Below are 23,819 nucleotides of genomic sequence, written 5' to 3'. Positions count from 1 at the left end.
TTTACGCAAACGGTCTCCGGCTAAGAGCCGCGAGCACTGCAAGTGACTGGCGGCCTGCTGGTGGATAATTCGCGGCATCGGCACTCGTCAGTCATCTGGGCGTTGTCCTTTCGGAGCCATCATCCATGTACACGCACACCGTTTCCGCTCACCACGGCTCGCAATGGATCGTGGAGGGATGGGCGCTGTTCCGCGTGCGGCCCGCAGTATGGGTCGCGCTTGGCGCAATCGACCTCGTCGTCACGGTTTTGCTCAGCATGATTCCGGTGATCAGCGATCTCACGCCCGTATTCACCGTTTTATGGGCCGGCGGCATGTGCGCCGCGGCCGAAAACTGCCGCACGCTCGGAACCGTACGCGTGGCCGATGCGTTCAACGGCATTCGCCGTCACGCTCAGCCGCTCTTTGCCGCCAGCCTCGTCGCACTGGCAGCCGCGCTCGTCTGCGATTTCGCCACAAGCCGCATGGCAGCATCGTTCAATGCGCTCGCACTCGCCACGCCCGGTGCCGCAAGTGCAAGCGCGCCGTGGCTCGCCGCGCTACTCTATGCGGTAGCCGTCATCGGCGCCGCGCTCACGCTTTGGCTCGCGCCGGCGCTGATCGTGCTCGAACGCATGCCGCCGCTGGATGCGCTCAAAGCCAGCGCGGTCGCGACCTGGCGCAATCCGCTGGCGGCGCTCGTGTATGGGGTATTCATCGCGGGCCTGGCCGGCGCCGCGCTGGTCACACTCGGCATCGGCCTCATCGTGCTTGCGCCGCTCGCGTATCTGTCGACGTTTGCGGCTTACCGCGATCTGTTCGCGAACCGGCGAACCGGAGCGGATACGCCGGCTTGAAAGTTCAGCGCAAGCCCCACATATCGACGTCATGACGCCCTCTCTCGCTCACGAGGCGCTCGCCGAATTCCACCCCGCGGTCGCCGCGTGGTTCGAGCGCACGTTCGATGCGCCCACCGAGGCACAGTGCCGTGCATGGCCGCCTATCCGGCGCGGCCGCTCGACGCTTGTCGCCGCACCGACCGGCTCGGGCAAAACGCTGACGGCTTTTCTATGGGCACTCGATGAACTCGTGCGCGACGGGCTCGCCGCGGGCGGCGCGCTGCCGGACGCAACGCTCGTCGTCTACGTCTCGCCGCTCAAGGCGCTGTCGAACGACATCCATGCCAATCTCGAGCGGCCCCTGGCCGGTATCGCGGAAGAACTGGCCCGGCTCGGGCTGCCGCCCGTCGATATCCGCACGGCGGTCCGCACGGGCGACACGACGCAACGCGAACGCTCGGCGCAACGGCAGCGGGCCCCGCACATCCTCGTCACGACGCCCGAATCGCTCTACGTGCTGCTCTCGTCCGACTCGGGCCGCCGAATGCTCGCCACGACGCGCACGGTCATCGTCGATGAAATCCACGCTGTCGCCGCCACCAAGCGCGGCAGCCATCTGGCGCTCTCGCTGGAACGGCTCGACGCGCTCTGCAAGCGTCGTCTGCCGCGCATCGGGCTGTCCGCCACGCAAAAGCCGATCGAGACCGTCGCGCAGTTTCTGGTCGGGCAGGGCCCGCATGCGCAGTGCGCGATCGTCGACGTGGGCCACAACCGCCCGCGCGATCTCGCGCTCGAGTTGCCGCCCGTCCCGCTCGAAGCCGTCATGGCCAACGAGGTCTGGGACCGTGTCTACGACAGACTCGCCGAGCTCGCGGCGGCGCATGCCACGACGCTCGTCTTCGTCAATACCCGCCGCATGGCCGAGCGCGCAGCGCGTCATCTGACGGAGCGGCTCGGCAAGGATGCGGTCGCGGCGCATCACGGCAGCATGGCCAAGGAACACCGGCTCGATGCCGAATCGCGGCTGAAGCGGGGTGCCCTGCGTGTGCTGGTCGCCACCGCCTCGCTCGAGCTCGGCATCGATATCGGCGACGTCGATCTCGTGTGTCAGCTCGGCTCGCCCCGTGCCATCGCGCCTTTCCTGCAACGCGTGGGCCGCTCGGGACACCATGTCGGCGGCATGCCGAAAGGCCGCCTTTTTCCGACTTCGCGCGACGATCTGGTCGAGTGCGCCGCCCTCGTCGATTGCACGCGGCGCGGCGAACTCGATGCGCTCGTCGTTCCGCGTGCGCCGCTCGACGTGCTCGCCCAGCAGATCGTGGCGGAGGTGGCCTGCGAGGAATGGAGCGAGGATGCGCTTTTCGAGTGCTATCGCCATGCCGCGCCGTATGCAACGCTCACGCGCGAACGCTTCGACGCCGTGCTGCGCATGCTGGCCGAAGGCTACACGAGCCGTCATGGGCCGCGCGGTGCGTACGTGCATCGCGACATCGTGAGCGGCACGCTGCGTGCGCGCCGCGGCGGCAAGCTCACTGCCGTCACTTCGGGCGGCACCATTCCCGATAACGCCGACTATGCGGTGCTGCTCGAGCCGCAAGGCATCAATATCGGCACAGTCAACGAAGACTTCGCCGTCGAAAGCCTCGCCGGCGATATCTTCCAGCTCGGCAACACCGCCTATCGCATCCTTCGTGTCGAAGCCGGACGCGTGCGCGTCGTCGATGCGGCGGGGCAAGCTCCGAACATCCCGTTCTGGCTCGGCGAGGCCCCCGGGCGCAGCGACGAACTGTCCGCCGCCGTTTCGCGCCTACGCGCGCGCATCGATGCGTTACTGAGGTCTCCTGACGATACGACGCAATCGTCCGTGGTGCCCACGCTTGTGGATGAAGCAGTGAAAACGCTCATGCGCGAGCTGAACGTGAGCGAGAGCGCCGCGCGGCAGATCGTCGAGTATCTGGCCCGCGCCCGCGCCGCACTGACCACATTGCCCACGCAGGACACCGTCGTGATGGAGCGATTCTTCGACGAATCGGGGGGCGCGCAGCTCGTCATCCATTCGCCGTTCGGCAGCCGGATCAATCGCGCGTGGGGGCTCGCCTTGCGCAAGCGCTTTTGCCGCACGTTCAACTTCGAGCTGCAAGCCGCGGCAACCGAGGACGCCATCGTCCTCTCGCTCACGAGCGCCCATAGTTTTCCGCTCGACGAAGTCTGGCGCTATGTGCATTCGAATACGGCCGAGCATGTTCTGACTCAGGCTCTGCTCGACGCACCGCTATTCAACGTACGCTGGCGCTGGAACGCGACGACTTCGCTGGCGTTGCCGCGCTTCACGGGCGGGCGCAAGACGGCACCTCAATTGCAGCGCATGAAAAGCGAGGATTTGCTGGCGGCCGTCTTCCCCGATCAAGTGGCGTGCCTCGAGAACATCGCCGGCGAGCGCGAACTGCCGAATCATCCGCTTGTCGATCAGACGATCGACGACTGCCTGCATGAAGCGATGGATTGCGACGGCTGGGTTGCGTTGCTGCGTCGAATCGAAAGCGGCAGAGTCTCGCTCGTGACGCGCGAGCTCGCGGCGCCCTCTCCGCTCGCCGCCGAAATTCTCAATGCCCGGCCCTACGCATTCCTCGACGACGCTCCGCTCGAAGAGCGCCGTACTCAAGCGGTACTCTCGCGCCGTTTCAGCGAGCCCGACAGCGCCAACGATCTCGGCGCGCTCGATGCGCAAGCGATCGATACGGTGCGCCAGGAAGCATGGCCCAGCGTGCGAAACGCCGACGAGATGCACGAGGCGTTGATGACGCTCGCGTGCGCGAGCGAAAGCGAAGTTCGGTCGAACGACGGGTGGGCCGCGTGGCTCGCGGAGTTGGCGCGCTCGGGGCGCGCAACCCGTATGCAGATCGCGCAAGACGACGCGCTATGGATGCCGCTCGAGCGGCTTGCCGCTTTTCGCGCGGTCTATCCCGACGCTGTGTATGAGCCGCGCCTCGTCGTTCCGGCGCAGTTCGATGTGGGCGGGTCGGCTGCCGACGCGCTCGTCGAGATCGTCCGGTCGCGTCTGAGCGCCCTGCCGCCCTCCACCGTTGCTCAACTGGCGCGCCCGCTTGCACTGCCCGCCTCGACCGTTGCCGGGGCGCTCGTCGCGCTCGAAGCACAAGGCTACGTCATGCGCGGCCGCTTTTCACCGGGCGCGAACACAGACGAATGGTGCGAGCGACATCTACTCGCACGGATTCATCGCTATACGATTCGGCGTTTGCGTCGCGAGATCGAGCCTGTCGAGCGTGCCGATTTCATGCGGTTTCTGTTCGAATGGCAGCGCGTTGCGCCCGACGCCCGCGGTATGGGGTCCGACGCGCTCGCGGCCACGCTCGAGCAACTCGAAGGCTTCGAGGCGCCCGCCGCCGCGTGGGAAGAAGACATCCTGCCCGGCCGGATTCGCGACTACACGGGTACGTCGCTCGACGCGCTATGCCGCTCGGGCCGGCTCGTATGGGCCCGGCTCGCGCAAGCGTCCGCCCGCGTATCGAGTACACCTGTGCGCTCGACGCCGATCGTGCTGCTCGCTCGCCGCCACCTGCCGCTCTGGCAGGCGCTGAGCGAGCCGCCTCCCGCCGATGCGTTGTCTGCCCGCGCCCGCGCCGTCTTCGAAGCACTCGCGCGACACGGAGCGATGTTTTTCGACGAGCAGCTTCACGAGACGCGCTCGCTGCCCATCGAGCTCGAAGCGGCCCTCGGCGAACTGGTCGCAGCCGGCCTCGTCAATGCCGACAGCTTCGCGGGACTGCGCGCGCTGCTGCAGCCGGCCGCGGCACGCCAGCGCACCGCGCGCCATGGGCCTCGGCGCGGCGCGCGACACGGGGCGTTCATCGGCGGCATGGCGGATGCCGGGCGCTGGGCGTTGATCAGGCGGCCACCCGTCGGAGAGACCGCGGCCGCGGATGCGCCCGCCGGTATCGGCGATGCACGGCACTCGAGCGCCGCATCGGCGGACGTACTCGAACATGTCGCCATGACATTGCTGCGACGTTATGGCGTCGTCTGCTGGCAGCTGCTCGAGCGCGAGCCGTCGTGGCTGCCGCGCTGGCGCGAGCTGCTGCGTACCTTCCACCGTCTGGAGGGGCGCGGCGAAGTACGCGGCGGCAGGTTCGTCAACGGGCTGTCGGGCGAACAATTCGCCTTGCCCGAAGCGATTCCGGTCTTGCGCGAAACCCGAAAGCGTCCGGGCGACGGCACGTTGGTCTGCGTGAGCGGCGCGGACCCGCTCAACCTCGTCGGTACCATCTTGCCGGGCGACAAGATCCCTGCGCTCGCGGGGAACCGCATCGTCTTTCGCGATGGCGTGCCGATTGCGACGCTGATCTCCGGTCATTTCGATTTCCTTGCGGCGCTCAGCCCCGACGAACGCGAACGGGCGCGCGGGCAATTGACGCGCCGCGTTTGAAGCGCACGGGCCATCGACGCGTTGCGGCGCCCAACCCCGACGAAAACGAGTTTCCCTAGGGCAAACGCGGGGGTCTATCAATTTTCGGCGCTCACGGCCGTTATCAAGCTGGTAAGCCCCCGGCGCGCCCACGCGCGCCCGGAATCGGGGCCGCAACCCTTGTACCGACAGGTCCAACCTCGAGGAATGCCTCAATGGCCGCAGATCATCACTCGATCGACGAACGCACCAATCTGACCAGCTCGAACAAGTTCGAACTCCTGCTATTCCGGCTCGGCGCGGCCTCCGGCGACGAAGGCGATCCGCACGAGCTCTACGGCATCAACGTATTCAAGGTGCGCGAGATCATGACGATGCCGGCCGTGACGCCGATCGCCGGTTCGTCCGTTCACGTACTCGGCGCGGTCGATATCCGCGGCCAGATCATCCCTGTGATCGATCTGCCGCGGCTCATGGGATGCAACCCGACACGGGGCCTCAACATCCTGCTCGTCACCGAATTCGCCCGCTCGACGCAGGCGTTCGCGGTCGAGGAAGTGGACGACATCGTCCGCCTCGAATGGAATCAGGTCCTTTCGGCCGAAGCGTCGGCAGGCGGCAGCTCGGTCACGAGCATCGCCCGCATCGACGGCAATACCGGCGACTCCCGGCTCGCGCAGGTGGTCGACGTCGAGCAGGTGCTGCGCGACGTGTTTCCGGCGCAGCATCCGAGCGTCGACCCGCAGGAAGTCGGCGCAGCCGTGACGGTCAAAGCCGGAGCGAAGATTCTGGCGGCCGACGATTCCGGTTTCGCCCGCAAGCTGATCGAGCAAAGCCTGGCCGCGCTCGGCGCCGAATACATCATCGCCAAGACGGGTCAGGAGGCGTGGGACATTCTCAGCAAGATCTCCCGCGAAGCGCAGGACGAAGGCGTGCGCGCACGCGACAAGATCGCGCTGGTGCTGACCGACCTCGAAATGCCGGAAATGGACGGGTTCATGCTGACACGGCAGATCAAGGCCGACGAACGCACTTGCGACATCCCCGTCATCATTCACTCGTCGCTGACGGGCACGGCCAACGAGGCGCACGTCAAGAACGCGGGTGCGACGGGGTACGTGGCCAAGTTCCAGGCGGGCGATCTGGCATCCGCCATCCGCCAAGCCCTGGCGGCCTGAGCAGGAACGGCGGGCATTTTCCTTGCGGCGCAAGCCTGCGTTGCCACCGCCGGCTCGCCTCTCCCGCCGCATGAGTCCCTCGCCGCTTTTCGTCGTTTCGCCCCATCTCGACGATGCCGTTTTCAGCTGCGGCATGCTGCTCGCGATGCACCCGGGCTCGATCGTCTGCACCGTATTCGCGGGCGCACCGCGGCCCGCTCTATCGACACCATGGGACCAGGCCTCGGGCTTTGCCGATTCGGACGCCGCATTGGAAGCGCGCAGGCGCGAAGACGATCGCGCGCTCGCATTGCTCGATGCCCGGCCGATCCGGCTGGCGTTTACCGACAGCCAATACCGCCAAAGGCCGGCAATCGAGACCGTGAGCGCGGCGCTTGACGAGGCATGGCAACGAAGTGGCCATCTCGCCTTCGTCGCGCCGATCGGCCTCTATCATTCCGACCACGTACTCGTTGCCGACGCCTGCTGCGCATTGCTCGACTCGGCGAAGGTTGCCCCGCTCATCGCATACGAGGAAGCGATCTATCGGCACATCGGGCGTATTGCGCTCGAGCGCCGCGGTTCCCTCGCGTCGAGGGGAATCCTGACGACACCCGCCACCGACGAGATTCTCATGCCCGTCCGAAGCGCGCGCGCCGCCGCGCAAAAATGGCGCAGCGTGCGAGCCTATCGAAGCCAGCTGCGCGCGCTCGGCGACGCCCATCCGAACGATCTCGTCGAACCCGAGCGCTATTGGCGTTTATCGCTCGCGCGCAGCGTGTATCGGCGCGCCGACCGCAGCCGCTGAAGCGCCTCCCGTCGGCCGAACGCCGCCAGCTCGGCCTGCCGCACCTGCTCGCACATTCGCATGACGGCGGCGCCCACCGCACGGCGCCTGCGCATAGCCCATCCGATATCGCGCAGCAAGGCGGCAGCATGTCTGAGGAAATTGCGTTCGCCTGCTCGTAGTGCGGCGAGTGCGCGCAAGCTCGCCGTCAACGCTTCGCCGCGCGGCAGGCGCAGCCATGCCACGAGCGCCGCGTTGCGCGCGAGCATGCGCCGGCGCAACGGTGCGTCACGCGCAGCCGATGGCCGGTGCACGGTCACGACGGCATCGCAATAGACAATCGCGTGGCCTGCATCGAGCACATCCAGCGCAACGAGCGCTTCCTCGCCGCCGATGAAAAGCCGCGGCTCGTACCCGCCCACTTTCCGGAACACTGCCGCGCGGAATACACAGGCCCCGGCCATATAACCCACGAGCGCCGGTCCGGGCAAGCCGGCCCGATCGAGCGGGCTTGCCCGCATGCGCGCGCAGGTCGGATCGAGCTCGCGCGATTCGCCGACGAGCACACGCCCCGAAATCACCGCCACGCGCGGCGCTGAATCGAGTATGCGAACCGCTTCGTCGAGCGCACCGGGTTGCCATTCCGTGTCGTCGTCGCTGAAGGCGATGTAGTCCGTTCTTGCGAGCTTCGCGGCACGATTGCGCCCCGCCGCGCCGAGGTTGGCGCCGCACTCGATCACCTGGACGTCGGGAAAGCGCTCGCGCAGCGCGGTCGCCGTGCCGTCCGTCGAACCGTTGTCCGCCACGATGACGGGCGGCGCTTCGGGTAGCGAAAGCAGATGCGACACCGTGCGCGTCACTTCGGGCAGGCGGTTGTGGGTCAACACGACTACGGAGATTCGGTCGTTCATCTCGGCTCTCGCTCATTGCGGTTCCGGCTGGGAACGACATCGCGGCAGCAAGAAGTGCTCCAGCGATTCCCGCCAAGCGGCGGCCGGCAAAGGTGCGTCCTAATTACATCGTTCCGGTAAGAGCGGCGGTGGCCGTTCGTTGAGTAAAGAACACAGAAGCGATGCGCCGCTTGACCAGCGCTTCTGAAGCTTTGACCGGATGCGATTGGCACAGGGCATGCTCGGGGGCGGGAGACGGCCTCGCGTGTGTACCTGCCAGGGAGGCCATCGGCGAAATGCCCTGCACCGTCTCCGTATGAAGGACACCACATGAAAATCGCACTGGTCAGTGAACATGCCTCTCCGCTCGCCATCGCGGGCGGGGTCGACAGCGGCGGCCAAAACATCTATGTCGCCAACGTCGCTCGACAACTTCGGCGTGCCGGGCACGACGTCGATGTGTTCACACGGCGCGATCGCGCCTTGCTGCCTGCTATTTCGGACATGGACGGCGTGCGGGTGATCCACGTGCCGGCCGGTCCGCCGACGCAAATGCCGAAGGAAGCGCTCCTCCCCTATATGCCGGCCTTCGCCGACTTTCTGCTCGGCTTTTGCCGACGAGAATCGAGGCCTTACGACGTGATTCACGCCAATTTCTTCATGTCGGGTCTGGCGGCGCTCAAAGCGAAACACGCGCAGCGCATCCCGCTCGTCATGACGTTCCACGCGCTCGGCAAAGTGCGCAGGCTCCATCAGGGCGCCGACGACGGCTTTCCCGACGAGCGCTTTGCGATCGAAGCGCAACTCGTGCGGGAGAGCGACGTCGTCATCGCCGAATGCCCGCAGGATGCCGCGGACCTTCGCGAACACTATGCGGTCGATCCGTCACGCGTGGAGATCGTCCCCTGCGGCTTCGATACCGCCGAGTTCGCGCCAATGGAGCGCGAGCTCGCGCGCAAGATCCTCGGCTGGCCGAATGACCAGTTCGCCGTGTTGCAGCTGGGCAGGATCGTGCGACGCAAGGGCATCGACAATGTCGTTCGCGCCCTGGCGCTGTTGCGCAAACGCAGGGATGTCGATGCTCACCTGTACGTCGTGGGGGGCAACGCCGATCTTCCCAACGAAATCGCCACACCCGAAATCGCGCGCCTGCGTGGCGTGGCCGCGGAGTGCGGCGTGGCCGAGCACGTGACGTTCGTCGGGCGGCGCGGGCGAGCCCAGCTGCGTCAGTACTATGGCGCGGCCGATGTGTTCGTGACGACGCCATGGTACGAGCCGTTCGGCATCACGCCACTGGAAGCGATGGCATGCGCGCGTCCGGTGATCGGCGCGGACGTGGGCGGTATCCGCTATTCGGTCGTCGATTCCGAAACCGGCTTTCTCGTGCCGCCGCGCGACCCGATGGCGCTGGCCGAACGGCTCGCCCAGCTCGCCGCCGATCCGACGCTCGGCGCACGCATGGGCGAAGCGGGGCTCGCTCGCGCTCACCGCGAGTTCACGTGGGCTCACGTCGCGGCCCAACTCGAAGCCGTCTATCGCCGCGTGGCGCGCATCCCGGCAGACCTCCCGGTAACGGATCTGCGCCGCGAACGGGCGAAGAAGCAGCAACGCGGCGCACGCGCAGCCGCGGGCCGCGTTTGAGCATGACGCCGCCATGCTCAAGCCCGCAGTATTGCTCGACAAGGACGGCACGTTGCTCGAAGACGTGCCTTATAACGTCGATCCCGCGTCGATGCGGTTTGCACCCGGCGCGGCCGACGCGCTGCGGCTTTTCGCGGCGCACGGCGTGACGCTCGTCGTCGTCAGCAATCAAGGCGGTGTCGCGCTCGGACGTTTTCCTCACAGTGCACTCGATACGATGCAAGCTCATCTGCGCGATATGTTCGCCTCGTGCGGCGCCGTGCTCGCCGGCGCCTACTGGTGCCCTCATCATCCGCACGGCCACGTCGCCCCTTATGCCGGCCCCTGCACCTGTCGCAAGCCGGCGCCCGGACTTTTGCTGCGCGCCGCGCGCGAGCACGGTCTCGATCTCAGTGCGAGCTGGTTCGTCGGCGACATCCTCGATGACGTCGAAGCGGGCACGCGGGCCGGCTGCCGAACGGTATTGATCGACAACGGCCACGAGACCGAATGGCGCGATGGCCCGCTGCGGCGGCCGACGCTGTGTGTGCACGACATGCGCGAAGCGGCGCTTGCCATCGTCGATTCGCTTCAGCAACAACACTCCCGGGCGCATGCCTCCATCGAGCCAGCGAGGGCCGCAGGATGAACGCACTGCCGTTTTCGGTGGCTCCCTCGTCAGCGCACGCGCATGCGCGCGAATCGACCGCGTCGCGCTGGGGCCCCGAGGTCAAGCGCATTCTCTGCGTGCGCCTCGATCGCATGGGCGACGTGCTGATGACGACGCCCGCTCTGCACGCTTTGCGCGCGGCTGTGCCGGGGCGGCATCTGACGCTGCTGACATCGAAGGCGAACGCGGGGCTCGCGCCGTTCCTCGGCGATGTCGACGAAGTGCTCGGCTACGATGCGCCGTGGCACGGCTGCAAGGACACGCTCGATCCCGAGCCCGATCTCGCGATGGTGGACGCGCTGCGCGCGCGCCACTTCGACGCGGCGGCGATCTTCACCGTCTACAGCCAGAATCCGCTGCCGGCCGCGATGCTCTGCTACCTGGCGGGCATACCGCGGCTGCTGGCGCATTGCCGCGAGAACCCGTATGGCCTCCTGACCGACTGGGTCTGCGAAACGGAGCCGCAACACGGCGTGCGGCACGAAGCGGAACGACAGTTGCAATTGGTCGCTCAGGTCGGCGCGAGCTGCGGCGATACGCGCATGCGCTTCGACGTGAGTGCCCAGGCACGACGCACGCTCACGCGCCGGCTCGCGGCGCGCGGCATCGCGGCACGCGGCCCGTGGTTCGTCGTTCACCCAGGTGCGAGCGCCGCGTCGCGCCGCTATCCGCCGGAACGCTACGGCGAAGCGGTAGCGCGGCTGGCACGCATGAGCGCACTGCCGATCCTGCTGACCGGCAGCGCCGACGAACGCGAACTGATCCGGTCGGTCATTTCGGCTGCAGGCCCCGCGGCGCTGACGCGCCTGCACGATCTTTCAGGACAACTGAATATCGGCGAACTCGGTGCACTGGTCGAGCGCGCTGCCGTGCTCGTCAGCAATAACAGCGGCCCCGTCCATCTCGCCTCGGCGCTCGGCACGCCCGTCGTGGATCTGTACGCACTGACCAACCCGCAGCATACGCCGTGGCAAACCGAACACCGTGTGCTCTTTCGCGACGTCGACTGCCGCTGGTGTTATCGCAGCGTCTGCCCGAAAGGCCATCATGCCTGCCTGCTCGGCGTGCCGGCCGCCGAGGTCGCCGCGGCCGCACTCGAGCTCGCGGCCAGACGCACTGCTTCGATGCTCGCCCCTGATGCCGTTCGGTCGATAGCGACTCCCCCTCCCCCCGAACGTGTGTCATCGGATTTTTGACGATTGACGAGTGACAGCCATGCATACTCTGGGAATCAATGCCGTTTATCACGACAGCGCCGCGGTGATCGTGCGCGACGGGACAGTGCTTGCCGCCGCAGAAGACGAACGCTTCACTCATGTGAAGCATGGGAAGCGTCCAGTACCGTTCTCGACCTGGCAACTGCCATTCGATGCGATCGATTATTGCTTGAAGGAAGCCGGCATCTCGCTGGCCGACGTGGATCATGTGGCCTATTCCTACGATCCGGCGCTCCTGCCGATCATGCCCGCGGCAACGCGCGCCGGCCGCGCCTCGATCGCGCTGCCGCTCGAACCCGGTTTGGAGCAACCGGGCGATCCGAGTACGTCGCCATGGGATCCGCTCTTTCTGAGCTACATCGTCAACGCGCGGGCACAACTCATCGACGGCGCGCCGCACCACCTGGCCAAACGTTTCCGGGCAGCCAAGGGCGGCCATCGCTTCGCCTGGCACTACGTCGAACACCATCTCGCCCATGAGGCCAGCGCGTTTCTCGCCGCGCCGGGTGGCGATACGGCCGTGCTCACGATGGACGGCCGCGGCGAAGGCGTAACGACGAGCCTCGGCCAATACGTCGGCGGGCAATACAAACGTATCAAGCAAGTCGAGCTGCCGCATTCGCTCGGGCTGCTCTACGAGGCCGTGACCGACTGGCTCGGCTTTTTGCACTCCTCCGACGAGTACAAGGTCATGGCGCTCGCCGCGTTCGGCAAGCCGGTCCATGCCGACGTGTTCCGTGAAATCGTCCGTTATCGCGGCGATGGCAGCTATACCGTCGAAGCGCCACGTCTCGTCGAACGCTTCGGTGCGCCGCGCGAACGGGGCGGACCGCTCGAGGCCCGTCACTACGACATCGCGGCATCGTTGCAGTGCGTGTTGCAAGAGACGGTGCTGCAGTTGGCGCAGTGGCTGCATGAGCGCACCGGTCTGCCTCGCCTCGCCATGGCCGGAGGCGTTGCGCTCAATTGCGTGATGAATTCGTTCATCCGCGATCACGGCCCGTTCGAGGAGGTCTGGGTGCAGCCGGCCGCGGGCGACGCGGGCACGGCACTGGGCGCGGCGCTCTGGATCGACTCGCGCGAGCGCAGCCGCCAGGGCGACCACGAACGCCGGTGGACGATGGATCATGCCTACTTGGGCCCCGCTTATTCCGATGCTGAAATCGAGGCGTTTTTACGTTGGTCGAAACTGCCGTTCAGGCGCTTGACCGATATCGCCGGCGAGACGGCGGACTTGTTGGCGGCCGGCAACGTCATCGGCTGGTACCAGGGCCGTACCGAGTTCGGGCCGCGGGCGCTCGGCGCACGCTCGATTCTCGCGTCGCCGATCGATCCCGGCATGCAGGCAAAACTCAACGAGATCAAGGATCGCGAAGATTTCCGCCCCGTCGCGCCGGTCGTGATGGAAGAGCATGCGGCCGACTGGTTCGTCGGCGCACGCAAGGCACCTTTCATGTTGTTCATCTTCGATGTCCGGCCCGATCGCGCCGAGCGGATTCCAGCGGTCCGTCATGTCGACGGCACCGCCCGCATCCAGACGATCAACCGAACGCAGCATCCCCTCTACTACGACCTGCTCGCGGCGTTTCACGCACGCACGGGCGTGCCGATTCTCGTCAATACGTCGTTCAACACGCGCGGGGAGCCGATGGTCAATTCGCCGCGCGACGCGCTCGAGTCGTTCTGGACGTCTCCGCTCGACGCACTCGTGATCGGACCGTTTCTGATCACGAAGGCCAAGGATGCTGCGAGCGGGAGGGCCGGGTGAACGTGCGCGATCCGCAAGCCCACGCCGCATCGCGCGTCGTGGCGCCTCCCGGCCTCGCCGCGTCGATGCCCGAGATATCGGTGGTGGTGCCCACCTGGCGGCGACCCGATCTGCTCGAACGGTGCCTGAATACGCTCACGCATCAGACCCTGGCGCCGTACCGCTACGAGATCGTCGTCTGCGACGACGGTCCGGATGACGCCACCTTCGAGCTGACGCAGCGCTTCGCGCGCGCGCAGAGCGAACGCAGCTTGCACATCGACTACCTGCCGATTCGCGCGACACAAGGTCCGGCCGCCGCGCGAAACGCGGGTTGGCGACATGCGCGTGCGCCGGTCGTTGCTTTTACCGACGACGACACGATACCCGACGCGCACTGGCTCGAACGCGGCCTCGCCGCGCTGACCGACGGTGTGGGCGCCGCGGCCGGCAAGATCGTCGTGCCACTGCCGCCTCAGCCGACCGACTACGAAGCCGATGCGAGCGGGCTCGAACGAGCCGAATTCGCCACCGCCAACGCATTCGTGCGTCGCGACGCACTCGTTGCCGTCGGGGGATTCGACGAGCGCTTCACGTCGGCATGGCGCGAGGACTCCGACCTGCAATTTGCGCTGCTTTCCATCGGAGCGCGCATCGTTCAGGCAACCGATGCGCTCGTGCTGCATCCGGTGCGCCCGGCACGCTGGGGTGTCAGCCTCGCGCAGCAGAAGAAGAGCCGATTCGAGGCGCTTCTTTACAACAAGCATCGCGATTTGTACAAGCGCCGCATCGCCGCCAGGCCGCCCATCGACTATTACGCCACGGTGGCGGCAGCGCTCGTCGCGCTGGGCTGCGCAGCGGCCGGTGCGCCGTGGGCCGCCTGCGGTGCCGCGCTGATCTGGCTTGCGCTGACGACGCGGTTTTTCGCCCTTCGTATGCAGGGGCGCTCTCGCGCCTGGCCACATATCGCCGAAATGGCCGCGACATCGGCGCTGATTCCGTTCCTATCGATCTACTGGCGTCTTCGCGGCGCCTTGAGCTACCGAACATGGTTCCTCTGAACGACACTGCGCCAGCCGTGCCGATTTTTCCGGCGCCGAGCCGCGTCGCGATATTCCGCGCGCTCCAATTGGGCGACATGTTGTGCGCCGTGCCTGCGCTGCGCGCGCTGCGCGCTGCCTGGCCGCAGGCCTATATCACGCTGATCGGCCTGCCTTGGGCGACGCAATTCGTGGAGCGCTTCAGCTCGCTCGTCGACGAACTCGTCGTCTTTCCGGGCGCACCCGGCTTTCCCGAGCAGGAAGAAAGCGAGGCTGGCCTGCCGGCGTTTTTTGCGGCCATGCGCCGGCGCCGCTTCGATCTGGCTATTCAGATGCATGGCAGCGGCGGCCCCGCCAATGCGATCGTCGGCCAGTTGGGCGCGAGAGCGTGCGCGGGCTTCATCGAGCCGCACGAAGCGCCCGCACCCGGGCTCCTGGCATGGCCCGACGCGCTACCGGAGCCGCGTCGATACCTGGCCCTCGTGCGGGCGCTCGGGCTTCCCGCGGCCGACGATACGCTCTGGTTTCCGCTCACCGCGCAGGACCGCGCCGAGTATGCCGCGCTTGAAGCACTGCACGGGATCGAGCCGGAGCGGCTCGTCTTGCTGCATCCCGGGGCGCAGCTGCCGTCGCGCCGATGGCCGGCCGCCCGCTTCGCCGAAGTCGCCGATGCGCTCTCGGAACAGGGCTGGCAAATCGCGATCACGGGCACGTCGCACGAAGCGAACATCACCGCGGCGGTACTGGGCGCCATGACGGCTCCCGCGCTCCATCTCGCCGGCGCCACCTCGCTTGGCGGACTGGCCGCGCTCGTCGCGCATGCGCGGCTCGTCGTCTGCAACGACACGGGCATTTCGCATCTGGCGGCCGCCATGTGCACGCCAAGCACGGTCATCGCCTCGGGCAGCGACACGCGCCGTTGGGCACCGCTCGATCACGCGCTTCATCATGTGCTGGCCGACTATCCACCATGCCGCCCCTGCGCGTTTCGCGAGTGTCCGTACGAGCACGAGTGCGCGCGCAACGTCAGCGTCGAGAGCGTCGTGAGCGAGGCGCTCGCTCAACTGGCGCATCGCATGCGCACGCGCCGGGGCGCGCCCGGCGTGCTGCACATGCGCGGTACACCCGCGAGGGAGGAAAGGCATGCGAACTGAGCGCAGACTGCGTGTGCTGACCTGGCACGTGCACGGCAACTATCTCTATTACCTGACGCAAGCACCTCACGATTTCTGGCTCGTCACGCGCCCCGGCAATCCGCCGGGCCATGCCGGGAGAACAGGCGTGTTGCCCTGGGGTGACAACGTTCATGAGGTCGACGCACAGGAGGTTGCCGCACGCGAATTCGATGTTGTGTTGTATCAGCATCGCGAGCACTGGGAGACGGACCGCCTCGAGGTGTTGTCCGACGCCCAGCGCGCGCTGCCGCGCATCTATCTCGAGCACGATCCGCCCCAGCGCAATCCGTTTTGCGAACGGCACTGGGTCGACGATCCGAGCACGCTCATCGTTCACGTGACGCCGTTCAATCGACTGATGTGGGATTGCGGCGATACGCCGACACGGGTCATCGAGCATGGCGTCGTCGTGCCCGAGGGTGTCCGTTATACGGGCGAACTCGAACGCGGCATCGTGGTCATCAACAATCTCGCGAGCCGCGGACGCCGGCTCGGCGCCGACATCTACCGAAGCGTGGCCGAGCGCGTCCCGCTCGATCTCGTCGGCATGGATGCGCAAAGCGCCGGCGGGCTCGGCGAAATCGGCAATCTCGATCTCGCCGCGTTTTGCGCCCGCTACCGGCTCTTCTTCAACCCGATCCGTTGGACGAGCCTCGGGCTCGCGATCGTCGAAGCGATGACGATCGGCATGCCGATCGTCGGGCTGGCGACAACCGAGCTCGTCACCGTAATCAAAAATGGCGAGAGCGGCTTCATCTCGACCGATGTCGATTCGCTCGTGCAAGACATGCAGTGCCTGCTGCGCGATCGCGGCGAAGCCAGGCGGCTCGGCGACGGCGCGCGCCGCGTCGCGCTCGAGCGCTTTTCCATCGGCCGCTTCGTCGAAGACTGGTGTCGCGTGCTACGCGAGGTCACCGCCTAACCGGAGAAAAGACGTGAAGGAACTCGATCGAAAGCGAATACTCGTGACAGGCGGTGCGGGCTTTCTCGGCTCGCACCTGTGCGAGCGACTGGTCGACGCGGGCCACGACGTGCTCTGCGTGGACAACTTCTTTACCGGCACGCGTGAAAACGTCGCGCACCTGTTGCCACGCGCCAACTTCGAATTGATGCGCCACGACGTGACGTTTCCGCTGTATGTCGAGGTCGACGAAATCTACAACCTCGCCTGTCCTGCGTCGCCCGTCCATTATCAATACGATCCGGTACGCACCACGAAAACCAGCGTACATGGCGCGATCAACATGCTCGGGCTCGCAAAACGCGTACGCGCGAAGATCTTTCAAGCGTCGACGAGCGAAGTCTATGGCGATGCACGCGTACACCCTCAAAAGGAAGACTACTGGGGCCATGTGAACCCCATCGGCCCCCGCTCCTGCTACGACGAAGGCAAGCGCTGCGCGGAAACGCTCTTCGCGGACTATCACCGTCAGTACGGGCTCGAAATACGCATCGCCCGCATCTTCAATACGTACGGTCCGCGCATGCACCCGGCGGACGGGCGTGTGGTCTCGAACTTCATGGTTCAGGCGCTGTCGGGCGAGCCTCTGACGGTCTACGGCGACGGCTCGCAAACGCGCTCGCTTTGCTACGTCGACGACATGATCGATGCGTTCATCCGCTTCATGGATGCGCCAGACGGGACGTGCCATCCGGTCAACCTCGGTAACCCGCACGAGGTCACGATGCTGGAGCTCGCCGGGCACGTGCTGCGCGCGACGGACTCGTCGAGCGAGATTACATTTCGGCCGCTGCCGATAGACGACCCGTGGCATCGGCAGCCGGACATTTCCGCGGCGCGCGCATTGATCGGCTGGGAACCGACGACGACGCTCGACGCGGGATTGCGCAAGACGGCCATGCACTTCCGGGAAAGACTGGTGTCGGGCGTGACGCCGAGTTGACCGACGACAATGGGTCTTCAGTAGGCACCGACGTCTTCGTCAGGCGTTCGCAGCGAGCCGCTGAATCTCTTCGGCCAGCGCGTCGATCTGTACGGGCTTGACGAGATGCGCATCGAATCCGGCGCGCTGCGTACGCTCGCGCGTCGCGCCGTCGGCATGGCCCGTCAGCGCAATGGCGGGCGGCGGCGTCGCAGTATGCCGTCTGGCCAATTCGCGAATCCGCGACAACACGTCGCATCCGTCCTCATCGGACAACGTGACATCGCATACGACGACCCCCGGCCATTGCGAGGGCGCCGTGCGCTCGAGCCGCGCAAGCGCATCGGTGCCGGTCCCGGCCAACGCGACCGTCGCTCCGTTCGCGAGGAGCGCGGCTTCGAGCGCGTCGCGCGCCTCCTCGTCATCGTCGATCGCAAGCACCGCGATACCGTCGAGCGGAAGCAGACGGCGTGCTCCGGCGGCCGGGCCTGGCGCGCGCTCCGTGTCCGGCTTTGTCAGGACCCAAGGGGCGACGGCCGGCACGACGGGTACGAGCGGCAATGCAGCGACATAGGCCACGCGCGTCTCGAATGGCCTCGGCATGAACGTGCCGCCGGCGTCCCCGAGCACACGCTCGGCCTCCATGGCCTGCTCGTCCGTCAGCGGCGCGGGCTCCGCGTGGGCACCGAGCACCACGAGCCAGACGACGTTCTCCATGCGTTGCGCGCGCAACACGACGCGTTCGCCGGCGGACGCATGCTCGATCTCGTTGGCACACAACATCGCCACCGCGTGCTCGATCTCCTCGATCTCGCCGGTGACGGGCAGCGTCGCATCGGCGACGTCGGTCTCGAACGCGACACCGCGTGCAGCCGCCTTTGTGGCGACGCGTGCCGCAATCGCGGCGGCGAGCTCGCCGATCGGCAGCGGGTGCGCGGCAAGCTTGCGCTGCGCGTGTTCGAGCTCGCCCTGTTCGCGCTGCAACGCCCACATGCGGGCGTAGACGCCGTCGCGCCGCCCGAGCAGTTCGTTGTGCGTGCCTTGTTCGACGATGCGTCCGTGCTCCATCACGAGAATCTTGTCGGCATCGACGATCGTCGAAAGCCGATGGGCGATCACGATCGACGTGCGCCCCTCGGATAGGCGACGGAACTCGTTCTGGATCGCGCGCTCGGAGCGCGTGTCGAGCGCGGACGTGGCTTCGTCGAAGACGATGATGGGCGGGTCCTTCAAGAATGCGCGCGCGATGGCGATGCGTTGGCGTTCGCCGCCGGACAGCCTCAGGCCGCGTTCACCGACTCGCGTGTCGTAATGATCGGGCAGCCGTTCGACGAACTCGTCGAGCTGGGCCGCACGCGCAGCGCGCACGATATCGGCACGGGTCGCCCTCGCCCGCCCATAGCCGATGTTGTAAGCGATGGTCTCGTTAAAGAGCACCGTGTCCTGCGGCACGATGCCGATCGCCTCCCTGAGCGTGCGGCGCGTCACGTTCGCCACATCCTGGCCGTCGATGGAAATGCGCCCGCGGGCCGGCGCGTAAAGGCGAAAGAGCAGCCGCACCAGCGTCGACTTCCCGGACCCGCTGCCCCCGACCACAGCGAGCGTGCGGCCCGGTGTCGCCCGAAAACTGACCTCGTGCAGGATCTGCCGCGCGGGGTCATAGCCGAAGTCGACATGGTCGAACACGATCTCGCCAGCGCCCACGACGATCGGTTGCGCGCCGGACGCATCGCGATCCTCCAGCTCGTCCGCATGTTCGCCGTGCTCGTCGCCCGCGAGCACCGCGAACATGCGCTCTACGTTGACGAGTGCGTCGTTGGTTTCGCGGAAGACGAAGCCCAGCGTGTTCAGCGGCATGCAGACCTGCACGATATATGCGTTCACGAGCACGAGATCGCCCACGGTCATCCGCGCCGCCGCCACATACTGCACGGCGAGCAGCATCGTGGCCGCGATCCCGAGACAGACGATCGCACTCTGGCCGAGGTGCAGTGCCGTGAGTGCGCGCTGATTACGCAGGCGTGCGAGCACCCACCCCGCGAGGACGCCACGGTACCGCTCGGTCTCGACCTCCTCGGCGGCAAAATACTTCACCGTGTCATAGTTGAGCATGCTGTCGACGAGGCGACTGTCCGCCGCCGACTCGAGCCGGTTGACCTCGCGCTGCACGGTCATGCGCCGGCGCGTGAAGATCATCGTGTAGGTCGAGTACGCCACCAGCGTACCCGCAATGATCCAGATGAACGTCGCGGTGAAGTTCAGCACCATGATGCCGATGATGCTGGCAATCTCGATCAACGCCGGCAGGATCGTGAACAAGCCGACGCCAAGCAGGTAGCCGATGCCATCGGTTCCTTTCTGCACGTCGCGCACGATGGAGCCCGTCTCGCGTTTGGCATGGAAGCGGGCGCCGAGGCGATGCAGGCGCGCAAACGTGCGCTCGGCGAGCGAGGCCACCGTGTGCTGAGTGACGGTGCTGAAAACGACGTCCCTCGCCTCGCCGAATGCGTCGCCTAAAAAGCGCAGCAGCGCGTACGCGAGCACCAGGAAAACGGGAATGAGCGCGAGCGGCGTGCGGTGGCCGAGATCGTCGACGAGCGAGCGCAGTGCCAGCGGGACCGATACGCCCGCGAGCTTCGCCGCGATCATCAGCGCGGTGGCGCCGAGCGTCTCTTTCCGGTAACGCCAGACGGCCTGCCACAGGTCGCCGGCAATGCGCCGCTTGAGCCTGGCGCGGGCGGCAGCGGGGTCTCTCACGTATCCACTCGAACAGCGTCGTCAGTTTCGGTTACGGCGATCATAGCGGCCTATCCATGCCCGGACACGCAAAATTGCAAGCTTGCGCTGTCGTCGGTGCGCTGCAATGGGCGTTCCCGGGTACGTCGGAAGCGCTTCGAGGCATGGTGCTTGCGGGTCTTCCCATGCGTGCGAAATCCGACGCGCATAGGAAAAACCTTTCGATGGAGGAATCACGATGAAATCCACGACGAAGACCTTACTTGCTTCGGCGCTCGCCATCGCATGCGCGAGCGGCGTGTACGCTCAAGCAGCCGGCGGCGGCCCGGCGGGCACGGGCGGCGGCGCGGGCGGCAACTCGACCGGCGCGGTGGGCGGCCCGGGTGCGGGCGCCTCGCCGGACGGCAGCACGCTCAATACGCCGTCCAAGCGTCAACACATGCGAAGCAACCGGGACCGGGGCGGCTACGGTTCGCCTGGCACGACGGGCATGGGCGCGGGCAGCAACTCGACGATGCAACCGCGCAGCACCGACGAACAGACCCCGGACACGACCAACGGCACATATGGTCCGAAGACGCCTCAGAGCCCGCCGGATCAGGGTCATGAGTGACGCATGAGTTCCCGGAGGCCCGGCGCGCGATGCGTCGGGCCCCGGCGTCGAACCGGCGCGTCCGTGCGGACGCGCCTCTAAACCTTAACTCGATTGCCCCGGCAGCTCAGCTTTCCCCGTGCAGGCCCCTCGTCGCGACCGTACGTGCGAGCTGCCGCTTGGCGGCGTCGTAAACGCATTCGGGCGTGAACCCGAATTTGCGTTGAAGGTCCTGCATCGGGGCGGATGCGCCAAACGTATGCATCCCGATTCGAGCGCCCGTGCGCCCCACGTATCTGTCCCAACCGAGCGTCGCTGCCTGTTCGACCGCCACACGCGCTTCCACTTCAGGCGGCAGCACACTGTCGCGATAGGCCTCGTCCTGCCGCTCGAAGATATCCCATGACGGCATCGAGACGACGCGCGCCGCAATGCCTTCGCGTGTCAGCCGCTCGTACGTTTCGATGCATACCGATACCTCGCTGCCCGTGGCGAGCAGCAGCACCTGCGGGGCGCTCGCATCGGGCGGATCGGCGAGCACATAGGCGCCGCGCCGTACACCGTCCGCCGGCGCGTAGCGCGTCCGGTCGAAAGTCGGCAACGGCTGGCGCGACAAGACGAGCGCGGTGGGGCGGTACGGTTGCGACAGCGCAATCCGCCAGGCTTCGCTGACCTCGTTCGCATCGGCGGGGCGCAGCACGGTCAGCCCCGGAATGCCGCGCAACGAGGCGAGTTGCTCCACCGGTTGATGTGTGGGGCCGTCCTCGCCCAGTCCGATCGAATCGTGGGTGAATACGTAGACGACCGGTACCTCCATGATCGCCGCCAACCTGATCGGCGGCTTCATGTAGTCGCTGAAGATGAGGAACGTTGCAGCGAACGGCCTCAGGTTCGAAAGCGCGAGGCCGTTACAGACCGCCCCCATCGCATGTTCCCGCACGCCGAAATGCAGATTGCGCCCACCCGGATCGTCGCGACTGAGGCTGCCCGCGCCTTCGAACTTGAGCAGCGTTTTCGTCGAAGGCGCCAGGTCGGCGGCGCCGCCGATGATCCACGGGACGCGCGCCGCGATGGCATTGAGGACTTTACCGGACGATTCGCGCGTCGCAGCGCCTTTCGTATCGGGGTCGAACGTCGGAATATCGGCATCCCACCCGTCCGGCAACGTATGCGCTTCGATTTGCGAGAGCTCGCGAGCGAGGTCCGGATAGCGTTGCGCATAGGCTTCGCGGCGCTGCTCCCATTCGCGCCGCGAAGCCTCGCCGCGGGCGCCGACGCCCTGCGCAAACCGTTCGCGCACACCGGGCGGCACGTAGAACTGCTTGTCTTCCGGCCAGCCATAAGCGCGTTTTGCCAGTGCGACTTCCTCGGCACCCAAGGCCTCGCCGTGCGCCGCGGCGGTATCCTGCTTGTTCGGCGCCCCCCAGGCGATGACGCTCTTGACCACGATCAGCGTCGGAGCGTCGTTCGTCGATTCTGCCTGCGTCAATGCGGCGTCGAATGCAGCCGTGTCATTGGCGTCGTCGACATGCAGCGTATGCCATCCGTAGCCGCGAAACCGCGTTTCCACATCGTCGCTGTAGGCAAGGTCCGTGTGGCCTTCGATGGTGATGCCATTGCTGTCATAGATCCAAATCAGATTGCCGAGCCGCAGGTGACCGGCCAATGATGCCGCCTCGTGAGAAACACCTTCCATCATGTCGCCATCGCCGGCCAGCGCATAGACCCGGTAGTCGAAAAGATCGAGGTCGTCGCGGTTGAAACGCGCGGCAAACCAGCGTCCCGCTATCGCCATGCCGACGCTATTGCCGAGACCTTGGCCGAGCGGCCCCGTCGTCGTTTCGACGCCGGTCGTCATTCGATACTCGGGATGTCCCGGCGTTTTGCTGTCCAATTGCCGAAAGTGCTCGATGTCCTGGAGCGAAACAGCGGGATCGTCGGTCGCCTGGCCCTCGTCGTCGACAGCCTTCACGCCGGCGAGATGCAGCGTCGCATAGAGCAGCATCGATGCATGTCCTACCGACAGCACGAACCGATCGCGGTTGGGCCACAACGGCTTTTGAGGGTCGTAGCGCAGATGGTGCTGCCAGAGCTCGTACATGACCGGCGCGAGCGCCATCGGCGTGCCGGGGTGTCCGGAGTTCGCCTTTTGCACTGCATCCATGGCCAGCGTGCGAATAGTGTCGATCGCCAACCGATCGAGCCTCGGGTCTCGTTGCATGGGGGTTTTCCTCGCAAGGCAGTAAGCGGACTGATCATAGGAGTGCAGCAACGCATGTACCTATCGGCCCCGGACAGCCGCCCGTCGCGCGTCTCCCAGTCCGGCAATGTGTGCAGCGCCGGTGCAGGTTTTTCATGGCCTCCCCGAGCCCCGCCGCGTCGCGCGTCCAGCGTTTCATGGAACGGCGGTTGCTGGATACCGGATATGTCCAACCCGCGCACAAGGAGGCGTACATGGCGCAACATCCAGCGCATTCGCAGCATCAGCGGCATTCGGGACAACCATCGCCAGTCGAGATTCAAAAGGCGCTCGCCGGCGTCGACTACCCGACGACCCGCGCGCACCTTGCCGAAGTGGCGCGATCCCACCATGCCGATCGCGAGATCGTCGAGCTGATCGATAACCTGCCCGATAAGGATTACGACAGCCCGGCCGCGGTATCGAAGGCAATCAGCCGGCAACACTGAGCGCCGGCCCGCACATCGATTCGATTAACAGAATGGAGAAAGTTATGCCCATCTCAACCGATCCACTAGGCAGCAGAGGTGAAACGCGCATCGTCGGCAAAGGCAGCGAAACGGCCGAAGGTCCGGGGCCCTATGTGATGGCGGCCAGCACCCTGGAAGGCGACAAGGTCATGTGCTCCGACGGTAACGAAGCCGGCAAGATCAAAGAGATCATGCTCGACGTCTACACGGGACGCATTGCGTACGCCGTGATGTCCGTGGGCGGCTTCCTCGGCATCGGCGACAAGCTGCTCGCATTGCCTTGGAAGGCCCTCACGCTCGATACGGACCGCAAGTGCTTCCAACTGTCCGTGTCGTCCGACACCGTCAAGAATGC

The 23,819-nt window shown here is 66.3% G+C and carries 18 protein-coding genes; 15 read left to right on the top strand and 3 right to left on the bottom strand.

The window, feature by feature from the left end; translation table 11 throughout:
- Window positions 1-125 precede the first annotated feature (125 nt).
- The 4 genes from VGL01_RS02445 to VGL01_RS02430 all read left to right on the top strand — a co-directional run bounded on the left by VGL01_RS02445 (window position 126) and on the right by VGL01_RS02430 (window position 7,206).
- Complete coding sequence (locus VGL01_RS02445) at window positions 126-836, top strand: BPSS1780 family membrane protein (RefSeq protein ID WP_331566712.1); 711 nt, start codon at window positions 126-128, stop codon at window positions 834-836.
- Window positions 837-867: 31 nt separating this feature from the next.
- Window positions 868-5,262, top strand: a complete 4,395-nt coding sequence (locus tag VGL01_RS02440) for a DEAD/DEAH box helicase (protein WP_331566710.1) — start codon at window positions 868-870, stop codon at window positions 5,260-5,262.
- A 194-nt stretch (window positions 5,263-5,456) separates the two neighbouring features.
- Window positions 5,457-6,419: a chemotaxis protein gene (locus VGL01_RS02435; protein ID WP_331566708.1), complete on the top strand. Its 963-nt coding sequence runs from the start codon at window positions 5,457-5,459 to the stop codon at window positions 6,417-6,419.
- A gap of 70 nt (window positions 6,420-6,489) precedes the next feature.
- Window positions 6,490-7,206 (top strand): PIG-L family deacetylase, encoded by a 717-nt coding sequence (locus VGL01_RS02430; protein ID WP_331566706.1) that lies wholly within the window; start codon window positions 6,490-6,492, stop codon window positions 7,204-7,206.
- Here the strand turns inward: VGL01_RS02430 and VGL01_RS02425 are convergent.
- Window positions 7,149-8,096 (bottom strand): glycosyltransferase family 2 protein, encoded by a 948-nt coding sequence (locus VGL01_RS02425; protein WP_331566704.1) that lies wholly within the window; start codon window positions 8,094-8,096, stop codon window positions 7,149-7,151. The genes VGL01_RS02430 and VGL01_RS02425 overlap by 58 nt on opposite strands.
- Window positions 8,097-8,405: 309 nt before the next feature.
- Between VGL01_RS02425 and VGL01_RS02420 the strand changes: the two genes are divergently transcribed.
- From VGL01_RS02420 to VGL01_RS02385, 8 genes are all read left to right on the top strand, one after another.
- On the top strand, window positions 8,406-9,716 hold the full coding sequence (locus VGL01_RS02420; protein ID WP_331566702.1) for a glycosyltransferase family 1 protein: 1,311 nt from the start codon (window positions 8,406-8,408) through the stop codon (window positions 9,714-9,716).
- 13 nt (window positions 9,717-9,729) lie between these two features.
- Window positions 9,730-10,344 (top strand): HAD family hydrolase, encoded by a 615-nt coding sequence (locus VGL01_RS02415; protein ID WP_331566700.1) that lies wholly within the window; start codon window positions 9,730-9,732, stop codon window positions 10,342-10,344.
- The gene (locus tag VGL01_RS02410; RefSeq protein ID WP_331566698.1) at window positions 10,341-11,561 is read left to right on the top strand and encodes a glycosyltransferase family 9 protein; all 1,221 of its coding nucleotides are present in this window, start codon (window positions 10,341-10,343) and stop codon (window positions 11,559-11,561) included. The genes VGL01_RS02415 and VGL01_RS02410 overlap by 4 nt, the downstream gene beginning before the upstream one ends.
- A 19-nt stretch (window positions 11,562-11,580) precedes the next feature.
- Window positions 11,581-13,350, top strand: a complete 1,770-nt coding sequence (locus tag VGL01_RS02405) for a carbamoyltransferase family protein (protein ID WP_331566696.1) — start codon at window positions 11,581-11,583, stop codon at window positions 13,348-13,350.
- A gap of 65 nt (window positions 13,351-13,415) precedes the next feature.
- Entirely contained in the window at window positions 13,416-14,390 is a 975-nt protein-coding gene (locus tag VGL01_RS02400) for a glycosyltransferase family 2 protein (RefSeq protein ID WP_331566728.1), read from the top strand.
- The gene (locus tag VGL01_RS02395; protein WP_331566694.1) at window positions 14,378-15,523 is read left to right on the top strand and encodes a glycosyltransferase family 9 protein; all 1,146 of its coding nucleotides are present in this window, start codon (window positions 14,378-14,380) and stop codon (window positions 15,521-15,523) included. The genes VGL01_RS02400 and VGL01_RS02395 overlap by 13 nt, the downstream gene beginning before the upstream one ends.
- Window positions 15,513-16,466 (top strand): glycosyltransferase, encoded by a 954-nt coding sequence (locus tag VGL01_RS02390; RefSeq protein ID WP_331566692.1) that lies wholly within the window; start codon window positions 15,513-15,515, stop codon window positions 16,464-16,466. Before VGL01_RS02395 ends, VGL01_RS02390 begins: the two co-directional genes overlap by 11 nt.
- Before the next feature lie 13 nt (window positions 16,467-16,479).
- Window positions 16,480-17,448, top strand: a complete 969-nt coding sequence (locus VGL01_RS02385; RefSeq protein ID WP_331566690.1) for a UDP-glucuronic acid decarboxylase family protein — start codon at window positions 16,480-16,482, stop codon at window positions 17,446-17,448.
- Between the two features lie 39 nt (window positions 17,449-17,487).
- Here the strand turns inward: VGL01_RS02385 and VGL01_RS02380 are convergent, their stop codons facing one another.
- Window positions 17,488-20,184, bottom strand: coding sequence for an ATP-binding cassette domain-containing protein (locus VGL01_RS02380; protein ID WP_331566688.1), 2,697 nt, complete (start codon window positions 20,182-20,184; stop codon window positions 17,488-17,490).
- Between the two features lie 217 nt (window positions 20,185-20,401).
- On the opposite strand from VGL01_RS02380, the gene VGL01_RS02375 reads away from it, so the two are divergent.
- Window positions 20,402-20,776, top strand: a complete 375-nt coding sequence (locus VGL01_RS02375; RefSeq protein ID WP_331566687.1) for a hypothetical protein — start codon at window positions 20,402-20,404, stop codon at window positions 20,774-20,776.
- A 106-nt stretch (window positions 20,777-20,882) separates the two neighbouring features.
- Here VGL01_RS02375 and tkt read toward each other — a convergent pair whose 3' ends face one another.
- On the bottom strand, window positions 20,883-22,976 hold the full coding sequence (tkt, locus tag VGL01_RS02370) for a transketolase (RefSeq protein WP_331566685.1): 2,094 nt from the start codon (window positions 22,974-22,976) through the stop codon (window positions 20,883-20,885).
- A 233-nt stretch (window positions 22,977-23,209) separates the two neighbouring features.
- On the opposite strand from tkt, the gene VGL01_RS02365 reads away from it, so the two are divergent.
- Both VGL01_RS02365 and VGL01_RS02360 read left to right on the top strand, forming a co-directional pair.
- On the top strand, window positions 23,210-23,443 hold the full coding sequence (locus VGL01_RS02365) for a DUF2795 domain-containing protein (protein ID WP_331566683.1): 234 nt from the start codon (window positions 23,210-23,212) through the stop codon (window positions 23,441-23,443).
- Between the two features lie 44 nt (window positions 23,444-23,487).
- The coding region (locus VGL01_RS02360; RefSeq protein ID WP_331566681.1) for a PRC-barrel domain-containing protein at window positions 23,488-23,819 on the top strand (332 nt) is incomplete at its 3' end.

The organism is Trinickia sp., from assembly GCF_036503415.1.
Lineage (GTDB): Bacteria > Pseudomonadota > Gammaproteobacteria > Burkholderiales > Burkholderiaceae > Trinickia.
Note: the sequence above shows the minus strand (reverse complement) of the source record. Positions and strands in the feature narration are given on the sequence as shown.